This is a genomic window from Paenibacillus sp. EC2-1 (assembly GCF_049311625.1).
Classification (GTDB): Bacteria; Bacillota; Bacilli; order Paenibacillales; family Paenibacillaceae; genus Paenibacillus_AQ.
In genome coordinates this window covers 2,336,795-2,355,300 of record NZ_CP186006.1, presented here as the reverse complement: position 1 = coordinate 2,355,300, position 18,506 = coordinate 2,336,795, and the positions used below count along the sequence as shown (strand labels likewise).

Below are 18,506 nucleotides of genomic sequence, written 5' to 3'. Positions count from 1 at the left end.
TATAATACTTATTAATCCAAGTGGAGAAAGAGGGATAGAAAATGGCAGAAATCGTTATTCGTAACACGAACGAGCGGATTACTGGAGTCGATAATGTTCGGGATTTTTTGAACAAACAAGAAGTTATTTATGAGCACTGGAACATTGAAAAGCTGCCTGAGGAGCTGCAAACGAACTTCGCCTTGACCGATGAAGAGAAGAAACGTATTCTCGATATTTATGATGAAGAAATCCGTGACCTGGCTTCCCGCCGTGGATATAAAATTTGGGATGTGATCACTCTTTCTGAGTCGACTCCTAATCTGGAAGATCTATTGAAAAAGTTTGAGGAAGTACACACACATACAGAAGATGAAATCCGTGCAATTGTAGGTGGTAAAGGTATCTTTATCATTAAAGGAACTGACGACGTAGGTTACTTCAATGTTGAACTTGAACCCGGTGATGTGATTTCTGTACCCGAAAACACACCCCACTTTTTCACATTGATGGATAATCGTCAAATTATTGCAGTTCGCCTCTTTATCGAAGAGAACGGCTGGATCGCTGAACCTGTAGCAGACCCTGGCTTATATTAAGCATTCATGTATTGATCTAATTTATTCGATAGTCAAACAGCAGCCTTGGACATCCGGTGGGATGGTTAGGCTGCTGTTTTTGTTTTTTTACAATCAAAACACATCCACGATCCATTAATAGTCCATGTTATTATTCGGTTACCGTTAGCTCTTTCAAAGGCATGGAATGCTGACCACGAGCAGTCACATGTGAAATAATCCGATATGTTCCTGGTTCATTGAATGACTTATTTAACTCGTAACTCCCGTCCTCAACATGCTTTACGGGGACTGTGACTTTCATGCCCCCTCCTTCACGAGTGATTTCAAATTCTACTTTGCTGGCATCTTCAACAGGTTCACCAGATTGTGTAACCTTTGCTTGAATGAGTACTTTCTCTCCTACTGAAACCTTCTCGGCATTCAACGTAAGATCGACAAGGATTGGATCCATCATAACCAATTCTTCACTTTGATCCGCTTTACTCTCACTACAAGCTGCCAAGGCAAATGCCATTAAGACCATTACAGAAATCAGAGCGTACTTTTTCTTAATCAAGCTAACACCTACTTTGAAGTCATAAATTTTATCCATTACTTATTCATTTAATCCATAATTGTTCCATCATTATACAGCAATCTGGATTATCTTGTATGATCTATCGCTTACAATTGTGTGACGTTTCTCATACATTTATAAAACAAAACTAAAAAACCGTCTGATCGCTTATCCAAGCGAGTCAGACGGCAAGTCTTATTATTTTAATTCACCATATAAATTACAAAGAAGATAAAATAGCATGAAGCTCATTCAAATTCTGAATTTCATAAGCCGGTACGATTTCAGGATCTTTCTCACGTTCTGTACGATTAATCCATACCGTCGTCAGTCCTGCGGCATTGCCGCCTTTAATGTCAGTGGTCAACTTATCTCCAACCATGACAGCATTTTCAGGCTGGATACCGAGAAGATCCAGTGCATGTGTAAAGATGGATACATCCGGCTTCCCTTTACCGAAGCTCCCCGAAATGACAATATGATCAAAATAAGGAGCCAAATCCGGAACTCCGTCCAGCTTCTCTTGTTGAAGATCAGGACTACCGTTCGTTAGAAGGAGAAGTTTTACTTTCCCCTGGAGCTTCTTCAGAACATCAAAGGTCTCCTCATAGACATATGGCCGCTCTCTGCGTTCTTTCCCGAATTTTTCAGCAAGATCCCCTGCTAATTCTTCGTTATCTATCCCTAGAGATTTTAACCCTCTGTTCCAGGATTCTTTGCGGTACATCGGTGCGAGCTCCTGCAGACGGCGGAATTCCGGCTGATCTCCAGCCGTAAAATTAGCCCACAAACCTTCAAAAGGATTAATACCAATCATTTTGGTAAATGCAAAGGTGTCATATGTTTCATACAAAGATCTAGCTTCACTTCGAACAGCAGCAAGCAGAGCAGAGGCATCGATTCCAGTGCTCTCTGCTGCAGCTTGACATGTTGCTTCAAATGCTTCCTCTACACTTCTTTCATCCCACAATAATGTATCATCCAGATCAAATAGTACCGCAGATACCGACATCTTCTACCCATCTCCCTTTACATATCTCTTAGATGAACCAGGTAACTATTACTCATGCTCTACAGGAATATTATTTACTTTAGCGAACTCCTCAAGTCTTTCTCCCATCGCTTTGGTATCATAACGATTAATAAGACGTGAGAATACCCAGTTTCCTCCGCGAGCTTTGTTCTCGATGACTACAGATCCTTGCAAAATCTTAATTTTTGAAATTTCGGATGCTGACAATTTACGTTCACGGTTAAATTTAAATGTAGAAAGCGTGCTACGTCCAACTTTCAAAAATGGTTTCCGCAAAAAAATCATCAAGGCGAGAAGTAAGTACAAACTTACGCCAATCCAGTTCAGGACTGTATTACCTGCTTCAGCAGTTGCTATGCCAAGTAGTCCATAAAGAACTGCTAATGCAACAAGAACGATAGGCAGCACAAATTTGCGCCCTTTAAATACATCCCCATCACTCGCTCCTGTTGTCGTGGTCCCCAACATGGATTGGCCTTGTTTCTTACGCTGCTTGTTAAGCTGAGACATATTCTTGCTGACTTTTCTTTCCCATGATCGAGACATAGGTCTCCTCCTCTTCGCTTACATCTATAATGAAAAGATTACTCGAGCAGACGCCCGGTCACGACTTAATGTTTAAGTCCAGATCCGTCTTTCTCTTCATCTACCCATTCGATCGAATCCAACTGCTGTCGGAAGTTTCTCCGAATATTATTAAGATAGACTTCACGAAGCTCGGAACGTTCTTTAGATTCCTCCTCCGTCAACCCTTCATTTTTGTGTTTTCTAGCTAGAACATTAATACGTTCTACCAATGCATCGATATCCATTCCTTCGCCCCCAATAAAAAATTCACTTTTAACTTTGACATGTGAAAAAGAGCTTGTCAAGGAAGCCTCTCCTTATCAAGCTCGTACATGCGCGCTCTTCTATTATTATACCATTATCTTTATAGATATTGAATCTAGCATTGTCCTATCCGTACGTTCACCATAGAGGTAGAGAGAGTACATCTCCGGCTTGAATATCCGGTCCATTCAGCCCATTAATTTCTCGTATAGAGCTTATATATACTCTTGTGTCCATCTCTTTAGGCTTATGGGTTGCTGCAATCCCCCAGAGCGAGTCACCAGGCTGGACGATTACATTCTTCTCAGCTACTGGCTTGTCCAATCCTCCTGCAAATACGGATATCGCTCCTGTCCATCCTGATACAAATATAAGAATAACTAATGTGAGCTTACCGATACGAGTCTTCATAAAATCTATGGTCCGATCCCAAAATGTAATCTCGTTAAGTTCTTCTTGATATTGACCTTCATAAATACTGCGGTATGTAGTGAATCTCATTTATCATCATCTCCCAAACAAGTGTTCTCTTATGCATTTAATATAACACGAACACTTGTTTGTTTCAATACTTTTACGAACGGTTGTTCTTAATATTTTAGAACTTATGTTTGTACGAACGGAAGTTCTATGATATAATTTTCCCAAACGTTACTAAAATGGGGTTGATACGGAATGTCGAAGATATCCAGCCGCCAACAGGCGATTTTGGAGTTTATCCGCAACGAAGTTCGGAGTAAAGGCTATCCGCCTTCCGTACGAGAAATCGGTGAAGCTGTTGGACTTGCTTCCAGTTCAACAGTGCATGGTCATCTTGACCGTTTGGAGAAGAAGGGCTTAATCCGCCGTGACCCTACAAAACCAAGAGCAATTGAGTTGCTTGGTCAAGAAGAATCGGAGAATAGTAATCTATTTACCCACACGATCTCTAGAGTTCCTGTAGTTGGTAAAGTTACTGCCGGGGTTCCGATCACTGCAACAGAGAATATTGAAGACTACTTTCCACTACCACAGCATTTTGTTGGTGACAACAAGGTGTTCATGCTTACTGTTATGGGTGACAGTATGGTCGAAGCTGGGATTCACAATGGAGATTATGTAATCGTCCGTCAACAACAAACCGCCGACAATGGTGATATTGTTGTTGCTATGACTGAGGAAGATGAAGCCACTGTGAAAACTTTTTATAAAGAGAAAGACCATATTCGTCTTCAGCCGGAGAATCCAACTTATGAGCCATTACGCTTAAACCATGTTACGATTCTCGGCAAAGTTGTAGGTGTCTTTAGAGATATTCATTAAAGCGCTGAATGAATACTTGAACATGTAAAGCTACCGCATTGTCTTTGTACAAGCGGTAGCTTTTTTCTGTATCTTGTGCTTATAAAAATAGCAAACCAAAGCAACTTACTATGGTTTGCTATTTTTATCTACGCAACTTAACATCGATGATGTTTACACACAACAACTACTTTCTCACCAGGTCTCAGGACAATAACCTTTACTCTTCTACTTCTTCTTCCTATCATAGGATCACCTCCTGTTCATTCATAAATCTATTCTATTCAAACAGTGACTTCATAGTGTAGGTAATGAGGAACCGTTAGTAGTCCTTTTTTTACAAGAATGATAGGAACATGATGTGAAAAAGGACAGCTTGGCCCTCCTTGCTTTCATCATAATAATAAAAACCCCCGGCGCTTAGAGCGCCAAGGGCTGAAGGTATTAGTACAAAGTCATGTATTGATCGCGTTCCCATTGGTGAACTTGTGTGCGGTACATATCCCACTCAATTTCTTTCAATTCATAGAAGTGTGACAAGGCATGGTCACCCAAAGCATCACAGATCACTTCACTGCGAAGAAGCTCGTTCAGTGCTTCTTTCAGGTTAGCTGGAAGGCTCGGAATGCCTTCTTCAATACGCTCTTCTTCCGTCATCACATAGATGTTACGGTCGATTGGAGCAGGCAATGGAAGCTTGCGTTTAATACCATCAAGACCGGCTTTAAGCATTACAGCCAAAGCCAAGTAAGGGTTCGCTGCTGGATCCGGGTTACGAACTTCTACACGAGTACTAAGTCCACGGGAAGCTGGAATACGGATCATCGGGCTACGGTTACTAGCAGACCAAGCCACGTAACAAGGAGCTTCGTATCCTGGAACTAGACGCTTATAGGAGTTAACTGTTGGATTCGTGATAGCAGCATAAGCACGCGCATGCTTAAGCTCACCAGCCATAAAGTGACGTGCTGTTTCACTAAGGCCTGACGGATCACTCTCATCCACAAACATGTTCTCTTTACCGTTAAAGAGAGACATGTTACAGTGCATACCGGAACCGTTCACCCCAAAGAGTGGTTTAGGCATAAATGTTGCAATCAGACCATGTTGACGTGCAATCGTCTTAACAACGAGTTTGAACGTTTGAATCTGGTCAGCTGCTTTAATCGCACTAGCATATTTAAAGTCAATCTCGTGTTGACCCGGAGCTACTTCGTGGTGGGATGCTTCAATTTCAAATCCCATTTCTTCCAGGGTCAGTACGATATCACGGCGGCAGTTCTCACCCAGATCGGTAGGAGCCAAGTCAAAGTATCCACCTTGGTCATTCAATTCCATTGTAGGGTTGCCTTTTTCATCTGTCTTGAACAAGAAGAATTCTGGTTCTGGTCCTACGTTCATAGAAGTAAAGCCCATTTCTTCTGCTTCTTTCAAGCTTCTCTTCAAAATACCACGCGGGTCCCCTGCAAACGGACTACCATCTGGCATATAAACATCACAGATCAGTCGAGCTACACGGTCTTGTGATACCCATGGGAAGATAACCCAAGTATCAAGGTCCGGATAAAGATACATATCCGATTCTTCGATCCGTACATAGCCTTCGATAGAAGAGCCATCAAACATCATTTTGTTATCAAGAGCTTTAGGCAGTTGGCTTACTGGAATTTCAACGTTCTTAATCGTTCCTAGCAAATCGGTGAACTGCAAGCGGATAAACCTAACGTTTTCTTCTTTGGCAATGCGCAGAATGTCGTCTTTCGAGTAACTCATTCTATCCTCTCCCTTACAAGATCTGTATATGTTTATTTATTAAAAAACCGGGACAACTCCCCTTGTATTAAAGACACTTGCCCCGGTCTTTTAGCCGTAATTAATTCCTGTTTCAACAGGCGACGGAGCTGAGTCTCCGACATCTCCCTGCGTCTAGTTTCAGTATCAGGGGTAATTACTGTTGCCTCTTCTGATTCTTTCGTTACCGGATTCATCACCTGCTTGATTCCTGCGATATTGACACCCTTCTCGATTAGAGCTTTAATCTCTAGAAGGCGTTCAACATCATTAAAGGAGAATAGGCGTTGATTGCCAGAGGTCCGAGCAGGTACGATCAAACTGTGCTGCTCGTAATAACGAATTTGTCTAGCAGACAAATCTGTAAGCTTCATGACAATCCCAATCGGAAACAGAGCCATATTTCTCCGAATCTCATCACCCATTAATCATCAACCTTCCAAGTGATCTTTTCTGTTCCATTGTATATTTCCTACTACGATATGTCAACCATATGTCAGGAAACCTTACAACAAATTTCGGTCTTTCATCGTTTGCAGTGCCATGAGCACTCCATATTTAACATGTGAATATGTGAGACCACCTTGCATATATCCAATGTATGGCTCGCGAATCGGTGCGTCTGCAGATAATTCCAGACTTCCTCCCTGAATAAAAGTCCCTGCGGCCATGATTACGGGATGCTCGTATCCAGGCATATCCCAAGGTTCAGGCACAACATGACTATCCACTGCAGCAGCTCTCTGTATCCCCTGTACGAAGGCTATCAGATGATCCGGTCCCGAAAAAGAAACAGCTTGAATAAGATCGGTTCTCTGATCATTCCAAGCTGGCTTGGTTACAAATCCGACCTCTGCAAAAATGGCAGCTGCAAAAACACTACCTTTTACAGCTTGTCCCACCGTGTTAGGAGCCAGGAACAGACCTTGATAAATCCCCCGTGTTGTTCCTAACATCGCGCCTACTTCACGGCCTATACCAGGGGCTGTCAATCGATATGCGGCTTGATCGACATACTTCTGTTTCCCACAAATATAACCACCAGTTTCAGCAATCCCACCACCAGGGTTTTTGATGAGTGAGCCAGCCATTAAATCGACGCCTACCTGTGTTGGTTCAAGCTCTTCCGTAAATTCACCATAACAATTATCTACGAACACGATAACGTCTGATTTAAGCGCCTTAACCTTGTCCACCATCGCGCCAATCTGTTCAATCGTAAAGGAAGAACGCCAGTCGTATCCCCGTGAGCGCTGGATACCAATGACTTTAGTTGCAGGAGTAATGGCTTCCTCAACACCCTCCCAGTCGATTCCTCCATCTTCAAGCAAATTGACTTCACGATATAAGATCCCAAAATCCTTCAGCGATCCCGTTCCATCTCCTGTTTCACCAATCACCTTATGGAGGGTGTCATATGGACGCCCAGTTATGTAGAGCAACTCATCTCCAGGTCTTAGAACTCCAAACAAAGCAGTCGATATTGTATGCGTTCCAGAAGCAAAATGAGGACGTACCAGGGCCGACTCAGCCCCGAATACGTCTGCATATACCTCATCTATTACTTCTCGGCCACGATCATTGTAAGCATATCCAGTGGATCCCGCAAAGTGGAAGTCACTCACCTTATTACGCTGAAATGCTTCTATGACTTTCCACTGATTTCGATCAACAATTCGATCGATCTCCTGAATTCGATTTGCGATTTTACGTTCTGCTTTAATACTTAATTCTTCAATCTCGTGTGAAAATCTTGCCATAACGCGCCAGTCTCTCCTCTAGTATCTCTCATGTATATTTGTATTTCAGTTCATACTCTATAGCTCTATGCTTCAATATAATCCTTGAGCATGTAGCCCATCTTTTCATAATCAGCTTTATTCACTCGAACTTCATAGATAATGTCATTATCTTCGAAAGTCTGTTCTACAACATCTCCAATGCGATAAAGGATAGAGCTTACATCACCACGATCTGCTGCGATTCGGAATTTAATGGTACCACCCGAGAGATGATCCTGTATCGCAAGACGCACAGCCTCCATATCTTCTTCATCATATGCACTGATCTTGAGGTACCCTTCTCCAGAAGGAAGCATTTCTAGCTGCTTCGGATCACATGCATCTTTTTTATTAAATAGGACTAATTGTGGTTTATCTCCTGCACCCAGATCTCCCAAAATAGTCTGCACCGTCTTCATCTGCTCTTCTCGCATTTCAGAAGACGCATCGACCACATGCAGAATCAAGTCAGCCTCATTCGCTTCCTCAAGTGTGGCACGGAAGGCTGCGACCAGATCATGTGGCAAGTTTTGAATGAACCCAACCGTATCCGTCAATACAACTTCTTTACCACTCGGGAGCTCCAGCACTCGGGATGTAGGATCAAGCGTTGCAAATAACTGGTTCTCAATATAAACATCAGCGGCGGTTAATCGATTAAGAAGTGTCGATTTACCAGCATTCGTATATCCAACCAAAGCAACTTGAACAGCACCTGTTTTTTTGCGGCGTTCACGCTGGAGAACACGGTGTTTCATAATCTCATCGAGTTGTCGTTTGAGATCACTTATTCGTCCTCTGATATGTCGACGATCCGTTTCTAGCTTACTTTCCCCTGGACCCCTGGTACCAATACCGCCGCCAAGGCGTGACAGATTTTTACCATGACCCGATAAACGTGGCAATAAGTAGCTATGCTGAGCCAGCTCAACCTGAATAATACCTTCACGCGTCTTCGCTCGTTGTGCGAATATATCCAGAATTAATTGGGTTCGATCAATAATCTTGACATCCAGCGTTTCTTCCAGGTTGCGAACCTGAGCTCCAGACAGTTCCTGATCAAAAATCGCTGTATTGGCCTCTAAACCATCAATCGCCATGCGGAGTTCTTCTACTTTACCCTTCCCTATGAACCATTTCGTATCAGGTGTTTCACGGTTCTGTGTAATGACTTCAAGAACTTGAACTCCTGCCGTTTCAGCCAACTGCACCAGCTCTTGAAGGGAATGCTCTGTATTGATCCCGGACCTTTTCACTTGATCTGTTACTAAACTTACCAGAACGGCCCTATCCGGTAGATTCGTCTTCGTCTCGTGTGTTTCATTTGCCATATTCATTGCTCCCTTTGTTATCAGTGTCCTACAAGGACAACGTAACTGATTTCATATTTGTATATTTACGTTATTGTATATTTACGTTATACCCCTCGCCGGAAGTTTAAAATCCTCCGGACGTAGTGTCATTAACTCTAGTTTGCTAGGATTCCCAGCGACATAATGATTGAGTAGCCGAACGGCTTGGTTACGGATTGATTTCTCAATTACATTACGGACATATCTTGCGTTACTAAATGCATGAATGTGACTATCTTTTTCAGCTTGTAGATGTTCCTTTAATTTAATCATCGACTGTGGCATCAGGATATAATCTCTCTCTTTAGCCATCAACTCCGAAATTTGAATCAACTGATCCATATTATAATCCGGGAAATCCATCTGTATCGGAAATCGGGAATGAAGCCCCGGATTACTGCACATGAAGAAGTCAATTTCATCAGAGTACCCTGCCAAAATAAGCACAAATTGATTCTTGTGATCTTCCATCGCTTTTACAAGTGTATCGATCGCTTCCTTACCGAAGTCTTTCTCCCCACCACGTGCCAAGCTGTACGCCTCATCAATGAATAGAATACCACCTATTGCTTTCTTCACAAGATCTCTTGTCTTCTGAGCGGTGTGACCAATATATTCCCCTACAAGATCTGCTCGCTCCACTTCAACCAAGTGCCCTTTGCTGAGAACCCCCATCTTCTGGAACAACTTCGCAACGATTCTGGCAACCGTCGTTTTCCCTGTACCTGGATTCCCCTTGAAAATCATATGAAACACATGTCCTCCACTCAACAAACCAGCCACTGATCGCATCTGAGCTACTTGCAGTAATGCATAAATCTCGTAAACCAAATCTTTAATCTGCTCAAGCCCAACCAGTTGGTCGAGCTCTTTTTGAATTTCTTGGAATAGAACATGTTGTGTCAATGGACTCGGCGATGGGGCCGGTTCCTGCTCGGGAACTGCAGAGCTGACAAGTGGAGGTTCAGCACTGCGGAGCACAACATTAATCTGTCTCGAAGGCCGTCCATCAGCCCGATTGCTGGTGGCCGTTACACGTCCATTCATAGCTCCTCACCTCATTATCCAAAAGGCTGACTATCTATTCCAATGTATTCTATTTATTAGCAGGTTATTAGAAGTTTTCATTACTTCAAGCCAAGCTTGATAAATATCTTGTCTGCAGTCCACTTCGTATAGGCTAATACCTCACGACTTTTATGCTTTACCATAGGAAGTACAGAAGAGGTCGTGATAGAAAGCGCCGGATGATCATAGCCAAGTGTATGAGCAACTTCAAGTGATCTCCTACCATGATAGTCATGTGTTACGATAATCGCAGAATTAAATCCGTGTTCTTTCATAATTCGCTTACTGAACAACAGGTTCTCATATGTACTAGTAGCTTCATTTTCCAAAAGGATATTTTGTTCTGGCACACCATTAGCCACAAGAAAATTACGCATTCCTTCCGCTTCCGTATACTTTAACCCTGGAGCATCTAAACCGCCACTAACGATGATGGATTTATAGAATCCATCTTCATAGAGTTTCAGCCCATGCTGTAATCGCTCTCTCAACCCTGGGCTAGGTTCATCTCCCCACATCGAAGCACCAAGAATGATCCCGACATCCGCCTTCTCTGTGACCGTACTTTCGACCTTATTGATTTGAAGATAAACATACCCAGTCCACATCATTCCAAGTAGGATTAGTGCAAACACTCCATAAAGACTCCTTTTAAGAAAGAGACGACTTTTCATAGAACCTGTGCTTCGCACCCCTGAGTATTGTGGTTGACGCATTATGTTTTCCTCCTAAACTCTCCGTTATGAAACAAACGATCTCGATCCGCAAGAGACATCATAAAGTAAGGAAATTCATGTGCGTCAATTGCCCTTAGCAGATTTCGGGCCGTAACTTTAGCTTGCCGGTAATCATCTCGGGTAATGTCGCTCTTCCGAAGCGCATCCTCTAATTCATCTTCATCCAGCAAGAACACTTCACCATTCTTGTTAACAACAACATCGAGATATAAATCATCAAACCATGGAACGCCTTGATCGGTAACACCCTGCTTCTTACATATGTCAATATACCATTGAACAATATGCCTTTTGTCATCGAACATAGCTGTCACTATAAAGTGACTGTCTTTCGGATAGTACTGTAACCAGGAATATCCCTTATCCGCAATGCGGTATGTATGCTGCCCGTAAGTTTTCCACAGTGGCTCTTTCAGGCCGTAAATCGTATATAAGGTAAGATATCCTGTAAACTGATCACATTCCACATAACGGGAAGTGAAGTGCCGGCGGGTAATGCGGCGCCAATTCGCCCGGTCTCCGAATTTACGTTTCATGGAACTTTTCCTCCCCATATCGTAACTTCAGCTTACCACATTTAACTTTCACACTCAAAACAAAGAAGCCCCCGCATCAATGCGGGGGCTTCAATTCGTTCATTTTCATAATCGTTTATTCGGTACCCTGAACTTCCTGAGGAGCTGTCTGATCTACAGCGTCTCCATCGGTAGGTGGAGTCGTGCCAGGTACGGTCGTCTCACCGCCAGTTTCGCCGGTGTCACCTCCGGTACCATTATCGGGATTATTGGTGCCACTATTGCCACCTTGTCCTCCATTACCTTGACCATTTCCTTGGCCATTTCCTTGGCCATTACCTTGATCTGGAGGGGTAACATTACCTTCGCCGCCACCTTGACCATTTCCATTTCCTTGATCTTGGCCACCGTTACCCTCGCCATTTCCTTCACCAGTCCCAGGCTCTTCACCCGAGTTATTACCACCCTCATCTGGGTTTTCTACCGGCGGAGTAGGTTCTACATTGTCATCCGGTTCTTCCTCCGGTTCTTCTTCTGGAGGTGCTACCCCAGCTGTAACGACCTCAAGTATATTCGAAGGCTCTGTCTCGAGATCCTGAGCAGGATCGTAAGCTGTAACGTAATAACTGTACGTTAACCCTTCCATGGCTGTGATGTCATCAGCTGTAGTTAGTGATGTATCCACTACTTGAGTGTAATCAGATTCAGAAGATTCTTTACGGTACACATGGTAAACGATACCCTCACCATTAACTGCACTCCAGTTCAAATTAACTTTCTGAGTCTGTGGATCATATGAGCCAGTCAGGTTTCTGACTTTTTCAAGCTCTACAACAGGCGGTTCCTCCACAGGCGGTGGGGTCACTTCAGTAGTTGGGAATTTCTTCGCTTCATACCCTTGCACAGCTTTCTCCATGACCTTACCCCATAATGCAGCTGCCATTGGACTACTCTGACGCAACATACGTTCAGCATTCGGCTCATCATAACCAAGCCATACTGCTGCGGTTAGTTCAGGTGTGTAACCAGCGAACCACACATCACGTACACCACTAACGCCTTTCAATCCACTTTGAGTGGTACCTGTCTTACCGGCAACCGGTCGACTGATTCTTGCGTTCCGTCCAGTACCATCTTGTACAACTCTTTCCATCATTTTAGTCATCTCTGACGCTGTCTGAGCGGACATGACACGATCTCGATTATTACCTTTGTTCTCATGTATAACTTTGCCCTTATTATCTTTAATCTGCTTGATCGCATAAGCCTCGTTTAATTCGCCCCCATTAGCAAAAGCACCAAATGCTTGGGCCATTTCAAACGTATTCGTACCTACGCTCATCCCGCCGAGCGCAAGCGATAGATTCTTATCCTCTTCGGTCACTTTAATGCCCATCTTCTCAACAAAGCTGTGACCGGTTTTTACACCAATCTTATTTAGCAACCATACCGCTGGTATATTCTCAGAACGTTGAATAGCATCTTGCATACTTACCGTTTCAGAGTATCCATGCAGGTTATTCGGGCAATAACTGCCGAAACATTGCTTTTGATTACTAAGTCGAGAGTCTTTATTGTAACCACCAGTCTCGAGAGCTGGTGCATACACAGCAATCGGCTTCAATGCCGATCCAGGCTGACGTCGGCTATCTGTCGCTCGGTTAAAGCCACCACGTTGGTATTCACGACCACCAGTCATGGCAACAATTCCGCCTGTATGTTGGTTCATAATCACCATGGACCCTTGAATCAATGCATCACCGACACCTTTTTCAAAGTTATCTGGATTATTGAACTCGGATTCAAGCACTTGCTGAGCGTTCGCATCCATCGTTGTAAAGATTTGATATCCGCCAATATTGACATCGTCCTCTGTGAGGCCCCACTTCTCTTCCGCTTCCTCCATGACATAGTCGATGAACGCCGTATACTTCTGCTGCTTAGCAGGTGGTTCATAGGCGTAATCTACCTTCTTAGCTTCTGCAGCTTCCTTCGCCGTTATATATCCTTGCTCCTCCATGAGTGTTAGTACAACAGCACGACGCTCTTTACTGAGGTCCGGATTCTTCAGCGGATTGTATTTAGAAGGCCCTTTTGGCATAGCTGCTAAAGTAGCGATCTCCCATAGCTTAAGCTTTTTCAAATCAGTCTTTCCGAAATAACGTTCAGATGCAGCTTTAATTCCGTAATATGGACCACCGAAGTTAATTCGGTTCAGATACATCTCAAGGATTTCATCCTTGGTATTGTTTCGTTCGAGTGCGAGCGCAATCGAAACCTCAGTTGCTTTACGGAAAAATGTCTTATCCCGCGTTAAGAAAATATTCTTGGCAAGTTGCTGGGTAATGGTACTACCACCTTCAACCATGGAACGCGCCATAATATCTTTTACCGCTGCACGTCCAATCGACCAGATGTCCACACCACTATGCTCATAAAAGCGTTTATCCTCGGTTGCTACAAAAGCATCCTTCAATAGCTGTGGAATATCTTCACTCTTAACTGGGTCGCTCTTCTGAATTGAAAGTTCGCCCATCAGCGTCCCATTTCGGTCATATACTTTCGATGAGCCATATGCCGTAAGTTTGTCCTTATTCTCCTCAAGCAGCTTTTCACCGCTGACCATAATAAACAAGTAGCCAGCTAGTGCACAAAATATAGCGATGACCGCCGTAAAGAACAACGCCCAACCAATTCGTTTTCCTTTACCTTTTTTCTTCTTTTTTGATTTTTGAGATGTCTTAGGGGTCTCTTTGTTTTTGTTCACCCTGGACATTTGATCTCGATCTTTACCAGCCATAGTTCCCCTCCTGACTCCCTCTTATGAGATATCTGTTGCACCTTGGAAAGAAAAGAACAACCTTCTCAGGTTGCTCCTCTGCACTCCTATACAACTAAACGAATTATTCACCGAAAAGTTTCAAATAAATCATCCCTGCTAAAAATAACCAAGATTATTCGTTGGTGTTGTCCTGCATCAGGGAAACATTGCGCTGCGGCATGAACGTAGAGATGGCATGCTTGTATACCATTTGTTGGCGTCCGTCACTATCGATCACGATCGTAAAATTATCAAATGCTTTGATCGTCCCACGAATCTGAAAGCCGTTAGTCAGGTATACCGTGGCCGGAATGTTCTCTTTACGCAGTTGGTTCAAGAACGTATCTTGGATGTTTATGGACTTGTTCATTAGCCGTACCCCCAATGATTCATTTTGATTGTTTTGAAGTATATTCAAGATTTGAGAGAAACTTTCCTGCTATTATACCATGGATTTTTTCGTAATTAGCAGAAAAATTTTGAGAGTCGGTGACATCCACCCACTCAATGTCCTTCATATGACGGAACCAAGATAGTTGACGCTTCGCGAAACGACGTGTGTCCCGCTTCAATAATTCTACTGCTTCCTCATAGCTATAAGCGCCTTGAAGATACGATACGATCTCTTTGTAACCTAATCCCTGCATAGATACGAGGCCTGGAGCATAGCCCTTATCCATCAACTTGGTGACTTCCTCAACCAATCCCTGATGCAGCATCAAGTCAATGCGCTCTTCAATACGGTTATATAGCATTTGCCTGTCCATTGTCAAACCGACCAAGCAAAGATGGTAAGGTGACTCCTTCTTCTGAGAAGCTAATTGAGCTGATAGAGGGCTGCCCGTTAAATGAAAAACCTCCAAAGCACGAACAACCCTACGGAGGTCATTCGGGTGCAATCTCGTGGCACTTTGAGGATCAACCTCTTCCAGCTTATGGTGAAGTGCCTCGGCACCATGAACCTCCGCATACTTAAATTGTTCCTGCCTGAAATCCTCATCAGCACCGGTTTCACTGAATTGAAAACCATAGCATACGGATTCAATATAGAGGCCAGTGCCTCCCACAATAAATGGTAAGCGGCCGCGGTTCGTAATATCTGTAATCAACCTTCCACTCTGTTCCTGAAATTCAGCTACAGAATAGGGATAATCCGGTTCGTGAATATCAATTAGGTGATGAGGAATTCCATCCATTTCATCCTTGGATATCTTTGCCGTTCCGATGTCCATCCCACGGTAAACTTGCATGGAATCGCCTGAGATAATTTCGCAGCCAAACGTTTTGGCAAGTTCGATACTCATTTTTGTTTTACCTACAGCTGTCGGACCAATCAGCACGAGGAGATTGGGTTTAGTTTGCTCTTTCAATGCTTATCACTCCGTACGTTATTTTCGATTGACTCCGCTCAGGAACGGTAAAACCTAGACGTGAAAACTCTTTACTTCCCCGCTTTTCTTTTAGAACAACCGTTTTTCGCGCAACCCTTACTGCTTCCTTTACACTTTGCTCATCAAGTGCTTCGCCGTTTGCATAATGTCTAAGGGGATTGATCGAAGCCGATTCTGTTAACGGTTCACGAAACATAGGGTCAAAATATACAATGTCCACGCTATTATCTGGCAAAGACCTTAAATAATTTAAATGATGACCATGCACAACTTGAATTCTTCGCATTGCTTCATCACTTGCTTTCAGATTGCTTTGGTAAGAACGCAGACCTTCTTTCAAGAAAACGTAGAGTGGGAACGAGCTCTCAAGTGCCGTTACGCTACCACGCTCACCGCTCTTGATGGAAAATACGAGTGAGTCAGCTCCAAGTCCAGCTGTACAGTCTAATACGGTATCTCCCTCTTCCATTCTCGTCGCTTCGAGCATCGGATCCGGGTCCCCTCGAAGCACACGCTTTAACCTTACATATCCCATACTAGGGTGGAACTCTAGGACTTCCCGATTAGGTCCTCCTAAGCGGACATGTCCATCCAATACTACCAATATATCCTCTTCTCCAAATTTTATAGCAAGCCTTCTAAGCGATTGGCCGCCACGGGTTACATACTGGCACCCCACTTCCTCCGCCAATAACTTGGCCCTTTCAACGAGAGCAGGCGCTTCCGCCTCTCCTGTGGTAATAATCATAGTTTCCTCCTTGCTGCTTTACATGACGCGTTTAAACATTTTCTCCAGATCGTAAATTGAGAAAGAAACAACGATTGGACGACCATGCGGACAAGTGTACGGCTGCCGACAAGCAGCTAAACGTTCAATTAACTTCGCTGATTCTTGCTCTGTAAGTTTTTGATTCGCTTTGATTGAAGCTTTACACGAGCATAATATGGACGAGGTTTCCCTCAATTTAGCTAAATCAATATTTCGTTCACTGAGCACCCATTCCGCCATCTCTTCAATCAGTTCCTTCTCATCCCCTTTAGGGAACCAGAATGGATGTGAACGGACCAGAAATGTCTGACCTCCAAAATGCTCTAAATAGACTCCTACCTGTTCGAACCAATGCAATCGATCTTTCACTTTTTCCGATTCGGAAGGCGTAAACTCTAATGTGATAGGTAATAACAGTTCTTGGGATGCATCAGCTGGTTTCCCGAACTTTTCATAGTAGTATTCATAATTAATCCGTTCATGTGCTGCATGTTGATCGATTAAATAAAGACCTGTGTCATTCTGAGCAATCAGATACGTCCCGTGATGCTGCCCTATGACCGTCAACTCTGGAAAAGGTGGTATCTCTGGAGCTACGCCTCCTGCAGCCTGAAGCCACTCTTGTGTCATCGCAGGCTTACTAGGAACTGCTCTGTCACCAGCACGAGAGTCAGATCGATACGTCGTTGCTGCTGACTCCTTCATCTGAAATGATCCTGCATTCGAGAAAGCCCTACTTCGCTCAATTTGACCATAAGAAGACCCTGGATTTCTTGGCGTTTCTCCAACGTTTGAAGATGCTCCTCCTGAAGACGAAACACTACCTTTTTCTCTGTCTATAAGATTCTTAAAGCTCTCATCTTTATCGAGATCCAAAGCAGATGTAGAAGGTACTTTATCTCGATTTCCCTCAGAATTATTTTTCGAAAAATGAAACTGTTCCTGAATAAACGCATTTGCATCCTTACTAATGTTCTGCTTCACAGGGCGAGGAATAAGGACTTCTTGCATAAGCACCTTGCGCACTTCCTCTTCTGCGAAAGCATAAAGTTCTGGTTCCTTACTGAAGCGAACTTCGAGTTTAGAAGGATGGACGTTCACATCAACAAGTGATGGATGCATATCCAACTGCAAAACCGTCATAGGAAATCGATTAATGGGCAGCAGGGTGTGGTATCCTCTCAAAATAGCTTGGCTCAAACCATAATTGCGAATATAACGCCCGTTAATAATAAAAGACATGGCATTTCGATTCGCTCTTGTAAAGTCAGGCCGACTGATATATCCCGATAAGGTGTAATCCATGTTCTCTGCCTTAATGGGCATCATGGATTTGGCTGCTTGGGTACCATAGACTGCTGCAATCACCTGAAGAAGGTCACCATTACCTAGCGTCTGTAAGAGTGTGTTCCCATTATGACGAACTGTAAAAGCAATATCCGGCCGAGAAAGAGCTAATCGGTACATATAGTCCGAGATATGACCAAGTTCCGTTTGAATTGTCTTCATATATTTCAGCCTTGCTGGTGTATTGTAAAACAATTCTTTCACTAGGAAATCGGTCCCTCTCGGTGCTGCTGTTTCCTCATTGACCTTGAGATGTCCGCCTTCAATTTCAAGAACTCTTCCTCGTCCATCTGAAGAATTAGAGGTAACTAATTTGACCTTGGATACTGCTGCAATCGATGGAAGTGCTTCTCCTCGAAATCCTAGACTTGTTATATGAAACAAGTCGCGTCCTTGAGCGATTTTACTGGTTGCATGTCGATAGAACGCTGTCTCACAATCCTCCGGATCTATTCCTGAACCGTTATCACTTACCCGTATACTTAGCAGACCGCCTTCTTCTACGGCTACATCAACCTTCGTGCTTCCTGCATCAATCGCATTCTCCACCAGCTCTTTCACGACGGAGGCAGGCCGCTCCACCACTTCACCGGCTGCGATTTGGTTGGCGATATGCTCGTCCAATATGTGTATTTTAGCCATGTTTCCTACCCCCGTTTATAGACTTATATCA

19 protein-coding genes are annotated in these 18,506 nt (G+C 43.6%); 2 read left to right on the top strand and 17 right to left on the bottom strand.

Going from position 1 to position 18,506, the window contains the following annotated elements; genetic code table 11:
• Nucleotides 1–41: 41 nt before the first annotated feature.
• Entirely contained in the window at nucleotides 42–578 is a 537-nt protein-coding gene (locus ACK8P5_RS11195) for an acireductone dioxygenase (RefSeq protein WP_422661007.1), read from the top strand.
• A gap of 130 nt (nucleotides 579–708) precedes the next feature.
• Here the strand turns inward: ACK8P5_RS11195 and ACK8P5_RS11190 are convergent, their stop codons facing one another.
• The 5 genes from ACK8P5_RS11190 to ACK8P5_RS11170 form a co-directional block, all read right to left on the bottom strand.
• Nucleotides 709–1,152, bottom strand: coding sequence for a FixH family protein (locus ACK8P5_RS11190; protein ID WP_422661006.1), 444 nt, complete (start codon nucleotides 1,150–1,152; stop codon nucleotides 709–711).
• A gap of 184 nt (nucleotides 1,153–1,336) precedes the next feature.
• Nucleotides 1,337–2,128 (bottom strand): HAD family hydrolase, encoded by a 792-nt coding sequence (locus ACK8P5_RS11185; protein ID WP_422661005.1) that lies wholly within the window; start codon nucleotides 2,126–2,128, stop codon nucleotides 1,337–1,339.
• 48 nt (nucleotides 2,129–2,176) lie between these two features.
• A complete protein-coding gene (locus ACK8P5_RS11180) occupies nucleotides 2,177–2,695 on the bottom strand; it encodes a hypothetical protein (RefSeq protein ID WP_422661004.1) in 519 nt (172 codons plus the stop codon).
• 65 nt (nucleotides 2,696–2,760) lie between these two features.
• A complete protein-coding gene (locus ACK8P5_RS11175; RefSeq protein WP_422661446.1) occupies nucleotides 2,761–2,961 on the bottom strand; it encodes a DUF896 domain-containing protein in 201 nt (66 codons plus the stop codon).
• Between the two features lie 157 nt (nucleotides 2,962–3,118).
• Nucleotides 3,119–3,481: a LysM peptidoglycan-binding domain-containing protein gene (locus tag ACK8P5_RS11170; protein ID WP_422661003.1), complete on the bottom strand. Its 363-nt coding sequence runs from the start codon at nucleotides 3,479–3,481 to the stop codon at nucleotides 3,119–3,121.
• A 174-nt stretch (nucleotides 3,482–3,655) separates the two neighbouring features.
• Between ACK8P5_RS11170 and lexA the strand changes: the two genes are divergently transcribed.
• On the top strand, nucleotides 3,656–4,282 hold the full coding sequence (gene lexA, locus ACK8P5_RS11165) for a transcriptional repressor LexA (RefSeq protein WP_208914253.1): 627 nt from the start codon (nucleotides 3,656–3,658) through the stop codon (nucleotides 4,280–4,282).
• Between the two features lie 423 nt (nucleotides 4,283–4,705).
• Here lexA and glnA read toward each other — a convergent pair whose 3' ends face one another.
• The 12 genes from glnA to mutL all read right to left on the bottom strand — a co-directional run bounded on the left by glnA (nucleotide 4,706) and on the right by mutL (nucleotide 18,475).
• Nucleotides 4,706–6,034: a type I glutamate--ammonia ligase gene (gene glnA, locus ACK8P5_RS11160; RefSeq protein ID WP_422661002.1), complete on the bottom strand. Its 1,329-nt coding sequence runs from the start codon at nucleotides 6,032–6,034 to the stop codon at nucleotides 4,706–4,708.
• Between the two features lie 32 nt (nucleotides 6,035–6,066).
• Nucleotides 6,067–6,477: a MerR family transcriptional regulator gene (locus ACK8P5_RS11155; RefSeq protein ID WP_422661001.1), complete on the bottom strand. Its 411-nt coding sequence runs from the start codon at nucleotides 6,475–6,477 to the stop codon at nucleotides 6,067–6,069.
• A gap of 81 nt (nucleotides 6,478–6,558) precedes the next feature.
• Entirely contained in the window at nucleotides 6,559–7,812 is a 1,254-nt protein-coding gene (locus ACK8P5_RS11150) for an aminotransferase class I/II-fold pyridoxal phosphate-dependent enzyme (protein WP_422661000.1), read from the bottom strand.
• Nucleotides 7,813–7,877: 65 nt separating this feature from the next.
• Nucleotides 7,878–9,164, bottom strand: a complete 1,287-nt coding sequence (hflX, locus tag ACK8P5_RS11145; protein WP_422660999.1) for a GTPase HflX — start codon at nucleotides 9,162–9,164, stop codon at nucleotides 7,878–7,880.
• An 81-nt stretch (nucleotides 9,165–9,245) separates the two neighbouring features.
• Nucleotides 9,246–10,232, bottom strand: a complete 987-nt coding sequence (locus ACK8P5_RS11140; RefSeq protein WP_422660998.1) for an AAA family ATPase — start codon at nucleotides 10,230–10,232, stop codon at nucleotides 9,246–9,248.
• Between the two features lie 80 nt (nucleotides 10,233–10,312).
• Complete coding sequence (locus ACK8P5_RS11135) at nucleotides 10,313–10,969, bottom strand: YdcF family protein (RefSeq protein ID WP_422660997.1); 657 nt, start codon at nucleotides 10,967–10,969, stop codon at nucleotides 10,313–10,315.
• Nucleotides 10,969–11,526: a DUF402 domain-containing protein gene (locus ACK8P5_RS11130; protein WP_422660996.1), complete on the bottom strand. Its 558-nt coding sequence runs from the start codon at nucleotides 11,524–11,526 to the stop codon at nucleotides 10,969–10,971. Before ACK8P5_RS11130 ends, ACK8P5_RS11135 begins: the two co-directional genes overlap by 1 nt.
• Nucleotides 11,527–11,641: 115 nt before the next feature.
• Nucleotides 11,642–14,305 (bottom strand): PBP1A family penicillin-binding protein, encoded by a 2,664-nt coding sequence (locus tag ACK8P5_RS11125; protein WP_422660995.1) that lies wholly within the window; start codon nucleotides 14,303–14,305, stop codon nucleotides 11,642–11,644.
• 154 nt (nucleotides 14,306–14,459) lie between these two features.
• On the bottom strand, nucleotides 14,460–14,696 hold the full coding sequence (gene hfq / locus ACK8P5_RS11120) for an RNA chaperone Hfq (protein ID WP_422660994.1): 237 nt from the start codon (nucleotides 14,694–14,696) through the stop codon (nucleotides 14,460–14,462).
• A 19-nt stretch (nucleotides 14,697–14,715) separates the two neighbouring features.
• Nucleotides 14,716–15,696, bottom strand: a complete 981-nt coding sequence (miaA, locus tag ACK8P5_RS11115) for a tRNA (adenosine(37)-N6)-dimethylallyltransferase MiaA (protein WP_422660993.1) — start codon at nucleotides 15,694–15,696, stop codon at nucleotides 14,716–14,718.
• A complete protein-coding gene (locus tag ACK8P5_RS11110; RefSeq protein ID WP_422660992.1) occupies nucleotides 15,680–16,465 on the bottom strand; it encodes a class I SAM-dependent methyltransferase in 786 nt (261 codons plus the stop codon). The genes miaA and ACK8P5_RS11110 overlap by 17 nt, the downstream gene beginning before the upstream one ends.
• 18 nt (nucleotides 16,466–16,483) lie before the next feature.
• Complete coding sequence (gene mutL, locus ACK8P5_RS11105; RefSeq protein WP_422660991.1) at nucleotides 16,484–18,475, bottom strand: DNA mismatch repair endonuclease MutL; 1,992 nt, start codon at nucleotides 18,473–18,475, stop codon at nucleotides 16,484–16,486.
• Nucleotides 18,476–18,506 lie beyond the last annotated feature (31 nt).

Coding starts and splice junctions, on each gene's coding strand:
- ACK8P5_RS11195 (WP_422661007.1), top strand. CDS start 42: ATGGCAGAAATCGTTATTCGTAACACGAACGAGCGGATTACTGGAGTC.
- ACK8P5_RS11190 (WP_422661006.1), bottom strand. CDS start 1,152: ATGGATAAAATTTATGACTTCAAAGTAGGTGTTAGCTTGATTAAGAAA.
- ACK8P5_RS11185 (WP_422661005.1), bottom strand. CDS start 2,128: ATGTCGGTATCTGCGGTACTATTTGATCTGGATGATACATTATTGTGG.
- ACK8P5_RS11180 (WP_422661004.1), bottom strand. CDS start 2,695: ATGTCTCGATCATGGGAAAGAAAAGTCAGCAAGAATATGTCTCAGCTT.
- ACK8P5_RS11175 (WP_422661446.1), bottom strand. CDS start 2,961: ATGGATATCGATGCATTGGTAGAACGTATTAATGTTCTAGCTAGAAAA.
- ACK8P5_RS11170 (WP_422661003.1), bottom strand. CDS start 3,481: ATGAGATTCACTACATACCGCAGTATTTATGAAGGTCAATATCAAGAA.
- lexA (WP_208914253.1), top strand. CDS start 3,656: ATGTCGAAGATATCCAGCCGCCAACAGGCGATTTTGGAGTTTATCCGC.
- glnA (WP_422661002.1), bottom strand. CDS start 6,034: ATGAGTTACTCGAAAGACGACATTCTGCGCATTGCCAAAGAAGAAAAC.
- ACK8P5_RS11155 (WP_422661001.1), bottom strand. CDS start 6,477: ATGGGTGATGAGATTCGGAGAAATATGGCTCTGTTTCCGATTGGGATT.
- ACK8P5_RS11150 (WP_422661000.1), bottom strand. CDS start 7,812: ATGGCAAGATTTTCACACGAGATTGAAGAATTAAGTATTAAAGCAGAA.
- hflX (WP_422660999.1), bottom strand. CDS start 9,164: ATGGCAAATGAAACACACGAGACGAAGACGAATCTACCGGATAGGGCC.
- ACK8P5_RS11140 (WP_422660998.1), bottom strand. CDS start 10,232: ATGAATGGACGTGTAACGGCCACCAGCAATCGGGCTGATGGACGGCCT.
- ACK8P5_RS11135 (WP_422660997.1), bottom strand. CDS start 10,969: ATGCGTCAACCACAATACTCAGGGGTGCGAAGCACAGGTTCTATGAAA.
- ACK8P5_RS11130 (WP_422660996.1), bottom strand. CDS start 11,526: ATGAAACGTAAATTCGGAGACCGGGCGAATTGGCGCCGCATTACCCGC.
- ACK8P5_RS11125 (WP_422660995.1), bottom strand. CDS start 14,305: ATGGCTGGTAAAGATCGAGATCAAATGTCCAGGGTGAACAAAAACAAA.
- hfq (WP_422660994.1), bottom strand. CDS start 14,696: ATGAACAAGTCCATAAACATCCAAGATACGTTCTTGAACCAACTGCGT.
- ACK8P5_RS11110 (WP_422660992.1), bottom strand. CDS start 16,465: ATGATTATTACCACAGGAGAGGCGGAAGCGCCTGCTCTCGTTGAAAGG.
- mutL (WP_422660991.1), bottom strand. CDS start 18,475: ATGGCTAAAATACACATATTGGACGAGCATATCGCCAACCAAATCGCA.